General features: G+C 65.0%; 14 protein-coding genes. 6 read left to right on the top strand and 8 right to left on the bottom strand.

Going from position 1 to position 12,783, the window contains the following annotated elements; genetic code table 11:
* Positions 1 to 41 precede the first annotated feature (41 nt).
* From N2K95_RS14995 to N2K95_RS14980, 4 genes are all read right to left on the bottom strand, one after another.
* Positions 42 to 758 carry an NADPH-dependent F420 reductase gene (locus tag N2K95_RS14995; protein WP_260652192.1) on the bottom strand — a complete coding sequence of 239 codons (717 nt, stop codon included), beginning with the start codon at positions 756 to 758 and terminating at the stop codon, positions 42 to 44.
* A gap of 142 nt (positions 759 to 900) precedes the next feature.
* Complete coding sequence (locus tag N2K95_RS14990) at positions 901 to 1,941, bottom strand: FAD-dependent monooxygenase (RefSeq protein WP_260652191.1); 1,041 nt, start codon at positions 1,939 to 1,941, stop codon at positions 901 to 903.
* Between the two features lie 25 nt (positions 1,942 to 1,966).
* A complete protein-coding gene (locus N2K95_RS14985) occupies positions 1,967 to 3,394 on the bottom strand; it encodes an aldehyde dehydrogenase family protein (RefSeq protein WP_260652190.1) in 1,428 nt (475 codons plus the stop codon).
* A 42-nt stretch (positions 3,395 to 3,436) separates the two neighbouring features.
* Positions 3,437 to 4,165: a DUF4386 domain-containing protein gene (locus N2K95_RS14980; protein WP_260652189.1), complete on the bottom strand. Its 729-nt coding sequence runs from the start codon at positions 4,163 to 4,165 to the stop codon at positions 3,437 to 3,439.
* Between the two features lie 102 nt (positions 4,166 to 4,267).
* Here N2K95_RS14980 and N2K95_RS14975 point away from each other — a divergent pair, with 102 nt between their 5' ends.
* Positions 4,268 to 4,969 (top strand): TetR/AcrR family transcriptional regulator C-terminal domain-containing protein, encoded by a 702-nt coding sequence (locus tag N2K95_RS14975; protein ID WP_260652188.1) that lies wholly within the window; start codon positions 4,268 to 4,270, stop codon positions 4,967 to 4,969.
* Positions 4,970 to 5,019: 50 nt separating this feature from the next.
* On the opposite strand, the gene N2K95_RS14970 is transcribed toward N2K95_RS14975, so the two are convergent.
* Positions 5,020 to 5,658 (bottom strand): class I SAM-dependent methyltransferase, encoded by a 639-nt coding sequence (locus N2K95_RS14970; RefSeq protein ID WP_260652187.1) that lies wholly within the window; start codon positions 5,656 to 5,658, stop codon positions 5,020 to 5,022.
* A gap of 357 nt (positions 5,659 to 6,015) precedes the next feature.
* On the opposite strand from N2K95_RS14970, the gene N2K95_RS14965 reads away from it, so the two are divergent.
* Positions 6,016 to 6,486: a DUF3592 domain-containing protein gene (locus N2K95_RS14965; protein ID WP_260652186.1), complete on the top strand. Its 471-nt coding sequence runs from the start codon at positions 6,016 to 6,018 to the stop codon at positions 6,484 to 6,486.
* Between the two features lie 8 nt (positions 6,487 to 6,494).
* On the opposite strand, the gene N2K95_RS14960 is transcribed toward N2K95_RS14965, so the two are convergent.
* Entirely contained in the window at positions 6,495 to 6,950 is a 456-nt protein-coding gene (locus N2K95_RS14960; RefSeq protein ID WP_260652185.1) for an SRPBCC family protein, read from the bottom strand.
* A gap of 623 nt (positions 6,951 to 7,573) precedes the next feature.
* Between N2K95_RS14960 and N2K95_RS14955 the strand changes: the two genes are divergently transcribed.
* The gene (locus tag N2K95_RS14955; RefSeq protein WP_260652184.1) at positions 7,574 to 8,227 is read left to right on the top strand and encodes a hypothetical protein; all 654 of its coding nucleotides are present in this window, start codon (positions 7,574 to 7,576) and stop codon (positions 8,225 to 8,227) included.
* Between the two features lie 48 nt (positions 8,228 to 8,275).
* Here the strand turns inward: N2K95_RS14955 and N2K95_RS14950 are convergent, their stop codons facing one another.
* Entirely contained in the window at positions 8,276 to 8,413 is a 138-nt protein-coding gene (locus N2K95_RS14950; RefSeq protein ID WP_260652183.1) for a hypothetical protein, read from the bottom strand.
* Between the two features lie 278 nt (positions 8,414 to 8,691).
* Here N2K95_RS14950 and N2K95_RS14945 point away from each other — a divergent pair, with 278 nt between their 5' ends.
* The gene (locus tag N2K95_RS14945) at positions 8,692 to 9,699 is read left to right on the top strand and encodes a hypothetical protein (protein WP_260652182.1); all 1,008 of its coding nucleotides are present in this window, start codon (positions 8,692 to 8,694) and stop codon (positions 9,697 to 9,699) included.
* A gap of 301 nt (positions 9,700 to 10,000) precedes the next feature.
* Positions 10,001 to 10,768 carry an Ltp family lipoprotein gene (locus tag N2K95_RS14940; RefSeq protein WP_260652181.1) on the top strand — a complete coding sequence of 256 codons (768 nt, stop codon included), beginning with the start codon at positions 10,001 to 10,003 and terminating at the stop codon, positions 10,766 to 10,768.
* 102 nt (positions 10,769 to 10,870) lie between these two features.
* On the opposite strand, the gene N2K95_RS14935 is transcribed toward N2K95_RS14940, so the two are convergent.
* Positions 10,871 to 11,413: an MOSC domain-containing protein gene (locus N2K95_RS14935; protein WP_260653836.1), complete on the bottom strand. Its 543-nt coding sequence runs from the start codon at positions 11,411 to 11,413 to the stop codon at positions 10,871 to 10,873.
* Between the two features lie 333 nt (positions 11,414 to 11,746).
* On the opposite strand from N2K95_RS14935, the gene N2K95_RS14930 reads away from it, so the two are divergent.
* The gene (locus N2K95_RS14930; protein WP_260652180.1) at positions 11,747 to 12,754 is read left to right on the top strand and encodes a lytic transglycosylase; all 1,008 of its coding nucleotides are present in this window, start codon (positions 11,747 to 11,749) and stop codon (positions 12,752 to 12,754) included.
* Positions 12,755 to 12,783: the final 29 nt, after the last annotated feature.

Here is a 12,783-nt window from a genome sequence, read left to right as displayed (position 1 = left end):
CCGGATCGCACCCGGCCGCCGCGCACCCAGCCGATTACCGCCTAGAAGAGACGGTCGGCCACGTTCACCCGGGTGGCCGACGCCAGCGCGGACTCGACCTTTGCCTTGGGTGTTGTGCCCGGATCCGAGCTCATCAGCTGGTCGTCGGGTGTGCTCGCATCCGCGAGGTAAAGACGCGTGTAGCCTGCGGAGTCCGGCTCGAACTTCCAGCTCTCGGCGACGGTGCCGGCGTCGACGACGTCGTAGCCCAGCCCGTCGATGAGCGCCGCCGCCTCAGCCTTGGCCGTGTCATCGTCGGAGGCGATGGGCAGCGCGGAGCGGTCAGCGGACCCGGCGGGACGGGCCAGAAGCGGAAGATGATGGGCCAGGATGTTATTGAAGGCCTTGACGTACTGCGCTCCGGGCAGCCGGCTCAGCACCAGTTCGCTGGTGGTCACCGTGCTGTCATCAAGCTCGGCGATGCGCCCGTCCCGGGACGGATAGTAATTGCTGGTGTCCAGGACGATCTTGCCGGCCAGGAGTCCGTCCGGAAGAGCGGAAACCGCGTTCAGCGGAATGGAAAGCACGACGGCGTCACCGAGTTTCGCGGCGTCTTCCACCGTGCCGGCCTGGGCAAGCGGCCCGAGCTCGGCGACCAGGTCCGCGAGCGTTTCAGGTCCCCGCGAGTTGGCAATAACGACGTTCATGCCCGCGGCAACCGCGAGCCGCGCGACCGCGGATCCGATGTTCCCGCTTCCAATGATTCCCAATGTCGGCATTGCGTATCCCTTCGATGATGTTCGGCCGGACTGGCACGGATATCCTCTGCCAGTCCCTCAAAAGAGCAAACTGCTCCTGCTGCGGTGGAATTCCCCGGGGCGTCGACGGCGCCCCCCGACGGCGGCTTTGGCGTGGAAAGTACTAGGCGAACCGTGCCCCGGCGGACATCGCGAGGTTCCGGGCTCCGGTGAAATGCTCGGCCGTGGCGACACGGTTCAGCAGCCGTGCCGCCCGGACCATGAGGTTTCCCCGCCGACGCCGGCAGGCGTCGTAGCGCTGCAGGCCGGCGGTAACGTCGGGAGCCGAGCTGAGTGCGTCGATCAGGGCAACCGCGTCCAGAAGGGCCTCGCAGGCGCCGCGGCCAAGGTTCGGTGCCATGCCGTGCGCAGCGTCGCCCAGCAGCGCCAAGTTGCCGGAAATGTAGGACGCGAGCGGCGGAACGTCGAACAGCTCCCGGTAATCTAGCGGGCTTCCGTCCAGTTTTCCCAGCACCCGGGCGACGTCCGGATGCCACCCGCGGTAGAGGCTGCGCAGCAGGTCTGCCCCCTGGACGCCGATAGCCTCCGGGGAACCCAGCGGAGGCAGGTCGGTGGAGCGGAGGCAGGCAAACCAGTTAGTGCTGCCGGCATCCAGCGGCGTAATGCCGAACAGCCGGCCGCGCCCCCACGTCTCGCTGACTCCGCCGGCCGGGCCGGGGACAACGCCGCGAAAGGCCACTGTTCCCAGCGCCCGGGGCGATATTCCGTTGCAGGCGGTGCGCAGGCGGCTGAAGATTCCGTCGGCGGCTACGACAACATCGGCAGAGGGCAGGGTTGAGGGCCCGGCGACCGGCGAATTCCATTCGATAACTCCGGCGGGCAAATCCCTGGAGAGAGCGTCCAGCAGGACGGTGCGTGGAACAAAGCGAGCGGTCCGGCTGCCGCCCATGGCCGCAACCTGGCTGCCGTCGGGTTTCAGGATCCGTGCGCCGTGCTCTTCCATCGAACCGGCGCGGACTGCGTCACCGGCACCCAACGCGTCGAGGGCCCGCATCGCCTCGGGCCACATGGCCAGCGCCGTTCCGCTGCCGGGCAGGTTTGCGCCGCGTTCGAGCACCTGGACCGACCATCCGGCGCGGAGCAGCCCCCGCGCAACTGCGGTTCCTGCAATACCCGCTCCAACGATCAGTGCTGAACCCCGCATGGCCGCTGCTCCTCATAGAGCCGGATTAGTAGCTGATCACCTGCGGGGCGCCCAGATGCTTGAGGCCTTCGACGCCGAATTCCAGCCCGTAGCCGGACTGCTTCGCGCCGCCGAAGGGAACCCGCGGATCGACGGAGCCGTGCTTGTTGATCCAGACGGTGCCGGCGGACATGCGGGCGGCCACCTCGAGTGCGGCGTCCTTGTCCGAGGACCAGACGGAGGCGCCGAGGCCGACGTCGAGCCCGTTGGCCATCTCCACTGCTTCGTCCACGGTGGAGTACCGGATGATCGGCAGGGCAGGGCCGAACTGTTCCCGGGCGACCAGCGGATTGTCATTGTCGATGTCCGCCACCAGCGTTGCGGGGTAGAAGTAGCCGGGCTGGTCCTGCTCCGGATTGCCGCCGAGCACAATACGGGCGCCGGCGTCGCGGGCGGCGTCCACCAGCTGCGCGACGATGTCGTACTGGGCCTTGTTCTGCAGCGGGCCGAGCACGTTGTTTTCGTCCAGGCCCACGCCCATGGGCATGGTCTTGGCGACCTCGGCGAGGGAGGTGACGACGTCGTCGTAGATGTCCTCGTGCACGTAGAGGCGCTTCATCGCGGCGCAGGTCTGTCCGGTGTTGATGAACGCGCCCCAGAACAGGCCTTCGGCAATGGCCTGTGGATCGGCGTCGGGCAGGACGATGCCGGCGTCGTTGCCGCCGAGCTCAAGGGTCAGGCGCTTCACGGTGTCGGCGGAGGAGCGGATGATGGCCTTGCCGGTGGCGGTGGACCCGGTGAACATGATCTTGTCCACGTCCGGGTGGGCGGCGAGGGTTTCGCCGACGTCGCGGCCTCCGGAGACCACATGCAGCACATCGGCCGGCAGAACCTGGTTGAGTACGGCCGCCAGGGCGAGCACGGACAGGGGAGTGTATTCGGAGGGTTTCATCACCACGGTGTTGCCCATCCGCAGTGCGGGGGCGAGCTGCCAGATGCTGATCATCATGGGCCAGTTCCACGGTCCGATGGCGCCCACAACGCCGAGGGGACGGTAATGGAGTTCGGCGCGGCCGCCGTCGTCGTCCACCAGCACCTCGGGCTCCAGATCGAACGACGCCGCGGCGCGCAGCCACGCGGCTGCCCCGCCGACCTCGAAGCGGGCGTTCGGTCCGTTCAGCGGCTTGCCCTGCTCGCGGGAGAGGAGCTCGGCGAGCCCTTCGGCAGCGGCGTCAATGGCGTCGGCCGCACGGTTCAGCGCTTCCCGGCGGCCGGGATGGCCGAGGCCGGCCCAGGACGGCTGGGCGGCGCGGGCGGTGGCAACGGCTTTTTCGAGGTCATCGACGGTGTGCACGGGCGCCTCGGCGACGAGTTCACCGGTGGCCGGATCGAGAATCGGCCGGGAGTCGCCGGCGGGGGCGACGGCGGCGAGCAGGTCAGCGTAGCTGGTGAGCGAAGATTCGGAGGCGGGCATTAGGGGGTGCTCCTTCATTGGGGCGGGGTTGCTTGTCAGGGATCAGTGGAACATGCGGACGGGGCGGCGCACAGAGTGGCACGGAACCATCCTGTCCGCGCCGGCCTTCCGCGGCCGGCGGAAGCCGGCCACCGTCAGGTAAATCCCCAGCGAGGCCTCCCAGATGATCTCCGGAAGGGTGGCCAGCGCGGACGGCACCGAGGACTGCCCGTAGGCGCCGAAAAGCACGGCAATACCGGACAGTGACATCAGCGGACCGCCGATCAGGCCGAACAGTGCCATCGGCCGCGGCACCAGGTGCGAGCGGTACATCAGGAACCCCAGCAGCAGCCCGTTACCGATGCCCACCACGAACCCCGGGCCGAGCAGGAAGGTCCAGCCGTGCACCGCCACCAGCGCCCGGGCCACGGGAAGATACTCCCCGGCGTCGGCCCCGGCGCTCTGCCGCAGCGTCACGGCGGTGAGCACACTGAGGATCCCGACGGCAATCAGCGCGCATTCCATGATCCGCGCCGCGACGTAGCCGACCGCAGCGGTCTCGCTGTGCCGGCGGAGGACGGGGAACAGCACGACGGCGGTGCCGATGTTCGCGACGATCAGCACCAGTTCGCAGACCGCGCCGAGCAGGATCCGGGTGTCCGCACCGGGTCCGGCGACGTAGTCCGGGTCGGTCAGCAGCGGTGCGTAGAGCGCAGCCCCGGCGATGGCGGAGGCGAAGGTGAGGAGGAAGAGGATCCCGGCGGTCCGGGCGGTCCGGTTGGAGGCGTGCATGGTGCTCCTGTCGGCCAAGGTGTACTTCGTACACCGGATGCGATGAACCTAGGTGTATGACGTACACTCTGTCAAGCATCAAATTCCGGGGAAGGCGGCTCTGTGGGACAGGTACCGAAGGCACAGCAGCAGGAAGCGTCCGCGCGCCGCCCGCGCCTGAACCGGGACGCCGTACTCCGCGCCGGCGTCGTACTGGCCGATCAGGTGGGTATCGACGGCTTCACCATGCGCACGCTTTCCCAGGAACTCGGCGTGGTGCCGATGGCGCTGTACAAGCATGTGGCGAATAAGCAGGAACTGCTCGAGGGCATGGTGGACCTGGTCTGGGCGGAGGTCACGGAGCCGGACAGCGGGCACGGCTGGAAGCAGGCTATGCGCGTTCGTGCCGCTTCACTCCGGTCCGCGCTGGTTACGCACCGCTGGGCCGTGGGACTGATGGAGGCGGCCGGCCGGCCGGGACTGGAGAACCTGCGCCAGCACAACGCGCTGCTGGGCTGCCTGCGGGAGAGCGGCTTTTCCTTCCGCACCACCGTCCACGTCACCAGCCTGCTGGATGCCTACGTGTACGGCTTCGCCCTGCAGCAGAAGACCCTGTCCTTCGAGACCCCGGAGGAGTCGGCCGCGGCGGCTGCGGCCACCCGTGACGGTGAATCTGCGGAGGCCGCCGCCCGCTATCCGTACCTGCTCGAAGTGGTGGGTGAGCTGGCGAAGGAGGGCTACGACTACGACGCCGAGTTCGCTGTCGGGCTGGACGTGCTGCTGGACGGCATTGAGACCCTGCGGGGTTCCTGGCGCGACGGTTAGGTCCGCGCAGTGACGCCGGGTGCCGGTGCGTGGGCTAGTACCGGCGTGGCCTAGTTCCGCCGCGAGGCCTGCACGACGACGTCGGGCAGGGTGACGGTCTGCCCGTCCGGCGCAGTGAGGGTGCGGGACTGCCGGTCGGCAATGGTGATGGTCCATTCCGCCGGATCCAGAAGTGCCGCAACGTCTTCAGCGGTGACGGTGGCTTCGTTCGGCGGATGGTGCCCGTGGGTGGTCATGGCGGCCGGGTCGTGGGCGTGGCCGACAATCAGCAGCGTCCCGCCGGGGGCCACCCAGTCCATGATCCGCTGGTAAAACGCCAGCTGCGGCATGGCCGGATGGGCGTAGTTGGTCATCACGAGGTCGAACCGGCGTCCCGGTTCCCAGGAGACCAGATCCGCTTCGATCCAGATCACGCTGCCGGGCAATTCCCGCTTTGCGGCTTGCCGCGCGGCCGTTTCGAGGGCTGTGGAGGATAAGTCCGCGCCGGTGACGTCCCAGCCGTGGGCTGCCAGTTCCAGGGCTTCGGTGCCGGTGCCGCAGCCGGCGTCGAGCGCCGTGCCGGGGGACAGGTCGCGGGCGATGCGTTGAACGTAGGGGTTCGGCGGGGTCTCCGCAGGCGCGGCCGGTGCCGTCTCGGGAGCCTCGTGCCAGTGCTGTTCCCAGTAATCCTTATCGAAGCTGTGCGTCACCGTTTCAGCCTAGTTGTCCTGAGGGATTATTACGTCCGCAACGCGAGTGACGCGGCTACCTCGGACCGGCCCGGTGCGGGAGCTGCTGGCCCGGCTCCGCCGGCGCCGTCGTCATCAGGAACGTTCCGGCGCGGTCCCTGGCCGTGGGTTCACCGGCACGGGTAATTCGTTCCCTCGACGGTTAAGCCATCTTCCAGCCCTATCGCGGCAGCTGTTGGATGCACCTGCTTGGCGCCAGAGCTGCAGTTCAACGGCGGTGCGACGCCTGACCGCAAAATCGAGGGCAGTAGTATGGCGCCGGGGTGAAGAGGAATGCGTGCGTGGAGGCGGAATAGAAGGCCGCGGCTGGAACGGCCGATGCTGCTGGCTGTCGTCTCCATCCTGATGGGAGCCTTGATGGGCGGGTACGGGGTGTACGGTGCACACGCGGACCGGCAGCTGATCGACGGCGGGACGGTCGCCGTCGGCACGGTGCTCTCTTCGCGGGAGCGGCCTGCCGGACGCATCCGAGAGACCATCGCCAGCGTGAGCTTCTCCGCCCAGAGCCCGTATGGTCCGTCTCCGCAGCGGCTGGATCACGTGGTGCGGAAGGGGTGGCCTGTCGCCCGGCGGAACGCGCCGGCAATTCATACGGGAGAGCCCGTGAACGTGTTCTATAACCCCGATGATCCGTCCGACGCCGTCATCGAGGGCTGGGAACGCCGGTACGGGAGCCGGTGGACCGCGGGTGCGCTTTTCTTCGGGGGCGGCGGCGTTGCTTCCGCGGCTAAGGCACGCTCGGATGCGGCGGTGAGGCGGCGGGCCCGGCGCATCCAGGCGTCGTGGTGAATCGTGCCTCAACCGCGGGCGAGCTCGTCGGCCAGGTACCGATTGCGCGTCTCAATGAGCTCCCGGAGGTAGCGGGCCAGCACCAGTTTCTCCACCAGGCGCCCGACGACGCCGAACGGCGCCTCGAACTCGATGCGGTCAACCATCGTGCTGCCCGCGGCATCCTGGCTGAACTCGTGAACGTGCCGGAAGCGCCGGAACGGGCCCTTGACCTGCTCGTCGATGAAATAGTCAGGCGGCTCCATTTCGGTGATCCGGCTCGTCATCCGCAGCGGAACACCAAAATGCCAGGCTCGCCAGGTAACGTCCTCACCCAGCGAGATGAGGCCCGAAGTCACGCCGCCGAGCACCTCTTCCCGGGACCGCGCCATCGAATCCTTGTGCGCATCAATGCTCCGGGCCCGGTCAAACAGTTCCGCTGCGGGCAGGGCTGTCCGGGTGGTGCACTCAAAGTAGACGGTCATGGTCAGAGTATGGCAGCCCGTATCTCCGGCCGGCGGCGCACGTGGGAAAGCAAGGCGGTGGCATCGCTACACGTGGTGACGGGGCCGAAGCCGGTGTGGTGCAGTGCGCGTCGCTGGTTCGCAAAACCCTTAGACGCTCAGCGTGCGCAGGAAAAGCCCCCCTGACACAAATATGAAATTTCCTAGGGCCTGTATGGACATTCATATTTTGGCAACACAGTGTTGGTGACACCCTGTTGAGAATGCAGTGTTGGGAACCCACCTACAGAAGCCAAGACGATCATTTTGGGGATGAAATGAGCCACATAATGCAATCAAACACTGTTCATCGAGAGGCAACTACCCGTCCTGTGCAGCCCCACGCCAGCACAACCACCCTGTGGTCCGTCTTGAGCATAGAGCCCGAGCGGAAGGATGCGGGTGATGAAATAATCCGCCGTATTGCGGGCCCGCTGTCTTCCCAACTGCGGGTCGGGGAGGGGGGCCGGTTCCGGCTTTCACGCAACCTGGAATCCGCCCATCCGGCCGTAGTCCTGCATTTGCTTGCCACCGACGACGTCACTAAGCGCCTATGGAAGTTTGCGCACGCGCTGGCAGACGAAAGCGCTGCCACACTGGGTCCCGTGAAGATCTCCCAAGCGCCGGACATCATTTATCCACCACGGCCGGGCGAACCGGTACCTGAGTTGGTGGAAGCGGCGCTTGCCCGGTTCGGTGGACCAAAGGGCTTGGAACTGGTTTCCGGGATTTCCGAGGTGTCTTCGGACCTGGCTTTGTGGGCGGTCAACCGCTTTCCCCGCCTCAACATGCGCTCGATGCTGGCTGCCCTGCTTCTCTTCGACGCGGGCCACGCCATGATGCGGGGCCCCCGGTCCGCTGTTTGGCCCGATCGCAGAACCACTAGCTGGGACTTCTACTGGAACGCTCACCTGCACGCCTGCACAGGTTCTTTCGGCTCGCAGTCGGAGCATACGCGCAGGGCAGCGATGGCGCAGATGGCACCGCGGGTTATGCCCGCGCACAGGGTGATGGCCGCCCTTGCCGCGGAGTCGGCAGTGGATGTCTGGCGGAAGCGGTGGGCAAGGGCCATGGATGAGTATTTGTACCGGGCAGACAAGCAACGCATCAGTCGCAGTGCGCAGCAGCTGGCTACGGGGGCCAGCCAGCTGGCACTGAAACAGCTGGGCTTCCCGCTCCGGGAACAGGGTGCCCTCGGGATATACGCGCGTGCTTGGAGTAAGGATATTGAAGCGCAGTATTCCGGTGAGGAGCGCTAGTCGCTCCCATCAAAGCAGGGTGAGGGCGTAGGCGGCACCGGCTAGTGGTCACGGATTAGCGTACTGGCCTCCGGTGCCAGTGCCGGAATGCGCGTCTCCGTCAACACCGAGCCATTCCACCAGCAGAACCGATTCCACCTGGTCCTTGCTGAAGTTGTGCTTGCTGCTTTGACTGACCGAGACCACTTTCGATCCTTGGGGATTCCATCTGACAGTCGTTGACGGATCATTTCATATCCCGCCACGGCCTGCGGGAAGGGCCCCGGAGCACGCCAACCGTGACGGGAAAGTCGATTCTTCCCAACTCGACCTAGACCATGTACCTTCCGGCATTCGGTGCGCACCGGCCCAAGAGGGCACGAACAAGTAATGATTTGGGGGGCCGGTATGGACTTACACGTTTTGGGAACACAGGATGATGACAGTGCACGTACCAATGTCAGACAATCATTCTTGGGGATGAAATGAGCCGCGTAATGCAGTCGAATACTGTTCATCGAGGTGCAGCTACCCGCCCTGGGAAGCAGCACCCCAGCACAACACTGTGGTCCATCCTGACTATTGAGCCGGAGCGCAAGAATGTCGGAGACGACATTATCCGCCATGTTGTTGCCCCTTTGTCTTCCCAACTGCGGGCCGGGGAGGGGGGCCGGTTTCGGTTGTCACGCAGCCCGGAATCCGACCGTCACGCCGTGCTCCTGCATTTGCTTGCCACCGACGACGTCGCTAAGCGCCTATGGAAGTTTGCGCACGCGCTGGCGGACGAAAACGTTGCCACGCTGGGTACCGTGAAGATCTCCCACTCGCCGGGGCTCGTTTATCCGCCGCCGCCGGGCGCACCGGTACCTGAGGTGGTGGAAGCGGCATTTGCACGGTTCGGTGGGCCAAAGGGCTTGGACCTGGCAACGGAGATTGGCGAGGTCTCCATGGATCTGACTTTGTGGGCGGTCAACCGCTTTCCCAGCCTCAACACGCGCTCGATGCTGGCTGCCCTGCTTCTCTTCGACGCGGGCCACGCCATGATGCGGGGCCCCCGGTCCGCTGTTTGGCCCGATCGAAGAACCACTAGCTGGGACTTCTACTGGAACGCTCATCTGCACGCCTGTACAGGTTCTTTTGGCCCGCACGCTGCGCAAGCGCGCAGGGCAATGAGGACCCGGATTGCACCCCGGGTTATGCCCGCACACAGGGTGATGGCCGCTCTTGCCTCAGAGCCGGCAGTGGATATCTGGCGGAAGCGGTGGGCAAGGGCCATGGATGAGTATTTGTACCGGGCAGACAAACAACGCGTCAGCCGCAGTGCGCAGCAACTGGCAATGGGGGCTAGCCAGCACGCACTCAACGGCCTGGGCTTCGCACTCAGGGAGCAGGCGGCCCTAGGCCTATACGCGCGTGCCTGGAGTAAGGATATTGAAGCGCAGTATTCCGGTGAGGAGCACTCGTCGCAGCCCTCAAAGCAAGGTAAGAAATGACGGCGTAGGCGGCACCGGTTGAACGACGTCGGCGTTCACCTTCACATTGCTGCTGGCCAAAACCACTCCGAAATAATCCAGCTTGAGGTGAAGCAGCGGCCCTTGAGGGGAAAGCACCGAATCACCAATCGACTGGCTTTAGGCATAACTTCATTACTCATTTGATTCCGTCGCGGGCGGCCTTTTTTGCTCTGCTCAGCATCAAAAAGATGGCATTATCTACTACAAGTAATTGGCTGTCCGCTTGAAGTTGTCGCCCCGGGAAGCACGACCCTCACCACAGAAAAGGCATAACCCCGTTATGAGCACCACCGAAAAAGGCTATATGCCCGCTACCGCCACCAGGAAGTCCTTCGTCGTGACGTGGCTGCTCGCGCTCTTCCTTGGCACCTTTGGTGCGGACCGCTTCTACCTGGGCAAGATCGGCACCGGTGTCCTGAAGCTCCTGACGTTCGGCGGCTTCGGCATCTGGACGCTGGTGGACATGATCATCACCCTGACCGGCAACCAGAAGGACAAGCACGGTCAGCCTCTCGCCGAGTACGAGCAGAACAAGAAGATGGCGTGGATCGTCACCGCCGTCGTCTGGGTTCTCAACGCCATTGTTTCGGTGGTCACGATCTTTACTTTGACGGCGACAATCGGAGCGGTCATCGAGGAAAGCCGGCAGGTATCGGAGACGAACAGCAATACGCTGTCCAGCCCGGCACCGACCTACTCCGCACCCACTCAGGCTGCACCCGCCGCTCCCGCCATTGAGAAGAGTGGTGACAAGCAGCGGGCGCTGAATGACGCCACGTTCTACAGCGACTCCCTGCACATGAGCAAGGGCGCCATCTACGAGCAGCTGGGTGGGGAGTACGGCCAGTACACTCCGGAGGCCGCGCAGTACGCCATCGACAACCTCAAGGCCGATTACAAGGTCAACGCGCTGGAAACCGCGAAGGTTTTGCAGATGGAGAACCCGAAGCCCCTGGATGAGCTGCGGGATTACCTCGCCAGCACCGGCACATACGGAGCAAAGTTCACTGCTGAAGAAGCCGACTACGCCATTCAGAACCTGAAGTAGGCCGCCTTAGACTCCGGCACCTTCAAGGAATAGCCAGAAGCGCACGCGTTGCTTCTGGCTATTCCTTTGCCCGGAGGACACGGTCCGTACCTTCGGCAGGAATCAGACGCACTTGAGGCGACGGTGCGGCCCGGCCGGAAGCTCAACACGGATTTTATCGTCGGCGCTTACCCGGCCACCTGTCAGCACGATGCCCATGACTCCCGTTTTGCGGACGACTTTTCCGTTGCTGTCGAGGGGTAGCACCGCTTTGAGCAGCCCGGTTTGGAAGCGGTCTATCTGCCGGCAGGGATTCCGCAGGCCGGTTACCTGAACGACGGCGTCGGGCCCGATCCGCAGGAGTGCTCCCTCGGGTAGGTTCAGCAGGTCGATGCCGCGGGTGGTGATGTTTTCCCCGAGGTCGCCGGGACCCACCTCGAAGCCGTCCTGCTCGAGTTCCTCGAACAGCTCCGCTTGGATCAGATGCACCTGCCGCAGGTTGGGCTCCGTCGGATGGAACCGTTTCCTGAACACATGCTGCACGGTGGTGCCGGAGTGCGCGTCTCCGTCAACGCCGAGCCCTTCTACCAGCAGAACCGATTCAACCCGGTCCTTGCTGAAGGTGTGCTTGCTGCTTTGACTGACGGAGACAACTTTCGATTCCATCGTTGAGGCGCTGCTTTCGGGTGATTTTTCAGCGGACATGGGTACCTCCTGTGCCATGGGTCCAGACACGGATTTCCAGCCAGATGTCATTTGCTGAATCATTCCACGATTCGGCACTGTGTCTCCGTATTGGTTCTGGAGAGTTGTCTTCCCAAACGAGAGGGGACTGCCGAATTCAAGGCGGGCGCCGTCGTCGGCCGTGCAGCGAAAAACCGTTCCGTTATGCTCTGCCCTATTGGACGCTCCGGGTGTGCCCGGGCCTAACGGGGGATGCTCGTGATGAAAACCGATGGTGCTTCACAAACGCGGCAATTCAAGACCAGGACATTGTCAATGGCCGCCTGCACTGTTCTGCTGTCGCTGGGGCTCGCCGGGTGCACCTCAGGGGAACCACCCGCTGCGGCGGAGACACCGTCCGTCGACGCAACGCCTAGGCCGGCTGCCACCGCGGATCCGGCAGCGGAGTCCACGCCATCCCTGGCGGGGGAGACCGTCTCCGACTCGTTCGGCAACCCGGACTTCTACATCACGGCTCCGGGCGACACACTCGCGAGGGTGGCTGAGGTTTACGGGTTTTCCGAAGCAAAGGTCGCCGGATTCAACGGACTTCATCCGGGCGCACCGCTGACCCCGGGCACGCGGCTCCGGCTTATGCCGGCGGGCCCCGGCATCGGTGCCATGGGGGACGCCATGTTCGACGCGAACGGCATCCCGACCAGCTATACCGTTATCCCCGACGACACCCTGGCCGGAATCTCCTACCGGTTCAACGTGACCAGCGATCAGCTCGCGGAAGCGAACAAGGTGCGGTTCGTGCATGAGCAGGGCAACGTCTATTTCATCAAGCCCGGACGCACGATCGCGCTGCAGAAGAACCCGGTGGACGGCCGCTCCGGCACCGGCGAGGACGTCTGGAACTCCTGGGGCCGTGCCGTCTTCTACACCACGGTCGACGGCGACTCCTTCGACAGCCTCGGCTATCAGTTCCGCGTCGGCACGGCCGAGCTCCTGCAGTACAACCCCACGCTCGTCGAAAACCAGCCGATCCCGGCCGGAACCACGCTCCGGTTGATCCCGGGCGAGCTGCCGATCGACGGTGCCCGGGGAACCTTCACCACCGGCGCCGACGGGATTGCGCTGACCTACACCACCGCTCCCGGGGACACTGAAAGCGGCATCTCGTCCCGCTTCAACGTCACGAACCTCCCCAAAGCCAACCTGCCGGCCACAGGGGACGGCGTCCCCTGGTACCAATATGCGGACCCGTCAACCGGTGAGTTGGCGCCCGGGCAGACCATCAGTCTGTCGCTGGATGAGCCGATCAACGGACCGGGCAATTGATTCCCTGCGGCGGAGCAGCAACCGGAGCG

This window comes from Arthrobacter zhaoxinii, assembly GCF_025244925.1.
Taxonomy (GTDB): domain Bacteria; phylum Actinomycetota; class Actinomycetes; order Actinomycetales; family Micrococcaceae; genus Arthrobacter_B; species Arthrobacter_B zhaoxinii.
The sequence above is the reverse complement of the archived record's forward strand: the minus strand, read 5'-3'. Positions and strand labels throughout refer to the sequence as shown.

What these genes read in the sequence shown, in the direction of transcription:
- N2K95_RS14995 (WP_260652192.1), bottom strand. Translation starts at nt 758, where the DNA reads ATGCCGACATTGGGAATCATTGGAAGCGGGAACATCGGATCCGCGGTC.
- N2K95_RS14990 (WP_260652191.1), bottom strand. Translation starts at nt 1,941, where the DNA reads ATGCGGGGTTCAGCACTGATCGTTGGAGCGGGTATTGCAGGAACCGCA.
- N2K95_RS14985 (WP_260652190.1), bottom strand. Translation starts at nt 3,394, where the DNA reads ATGCCCGCCTCCGAATCTTCGCTCACCAGCTACGCTGACCTGCTCGCC.
- N2K95_RS14980 (WP_260652189.1), bottom strand. Translation starts at nt 4,165, where the DNA reads ATGCACGCCTCCAACCGGACCGCCCGGACCGCCGGGATCCTCTTCCTC.
- N2K95_RS14965 (WP_260652186.1), top strand. Translation starts at nt 6,016, where the DNA reads ATGCTGCTGGCTGTCGTCTCCATCCTGATGGGAGCCTTGATGGGCGGG.
- N2K95_RS14960 (WP_260652185.1), bottom strand. Translation starts at nt 6,950, where the DNA reads ATGACCGTCTACTTTGAGTGCACCACCCGGACAGCCCTGCCCGCAGCG.
- N2K95_RS14945 (WP_260652182.1), top strand. Translation starts at nt 8,692, where the DNA reads ATGAGCCGCGTAATGCAGTCGAATACTGTTCATCGAGGTGCAGCTACC.
- N2K95_RS14940 (WP_260652181.1), top strand. Translation starts at nt 10,001, where the DNA reads ATGAGCACCACCGAAAAAGGCTATATGCCCGCTACCGCCACCAGGAAG.
- N2K95_RS14935 (WP_260653836.1), bottom strand. Translation starts at nt 11,413, where the DNA reads ATGGAATCGAAAGTTGTCTCCGTCAGTCAAAGCAGCAAGCACACCTTC.
- N2K95_RS14930 (WP_260652180.1), top strand. Translation starts at nt 11,747, where the DNA reads ATGGCCGCCTGCACTGTTCTGCTGTCGCTGGGGCTCGCCGGGTGCACC.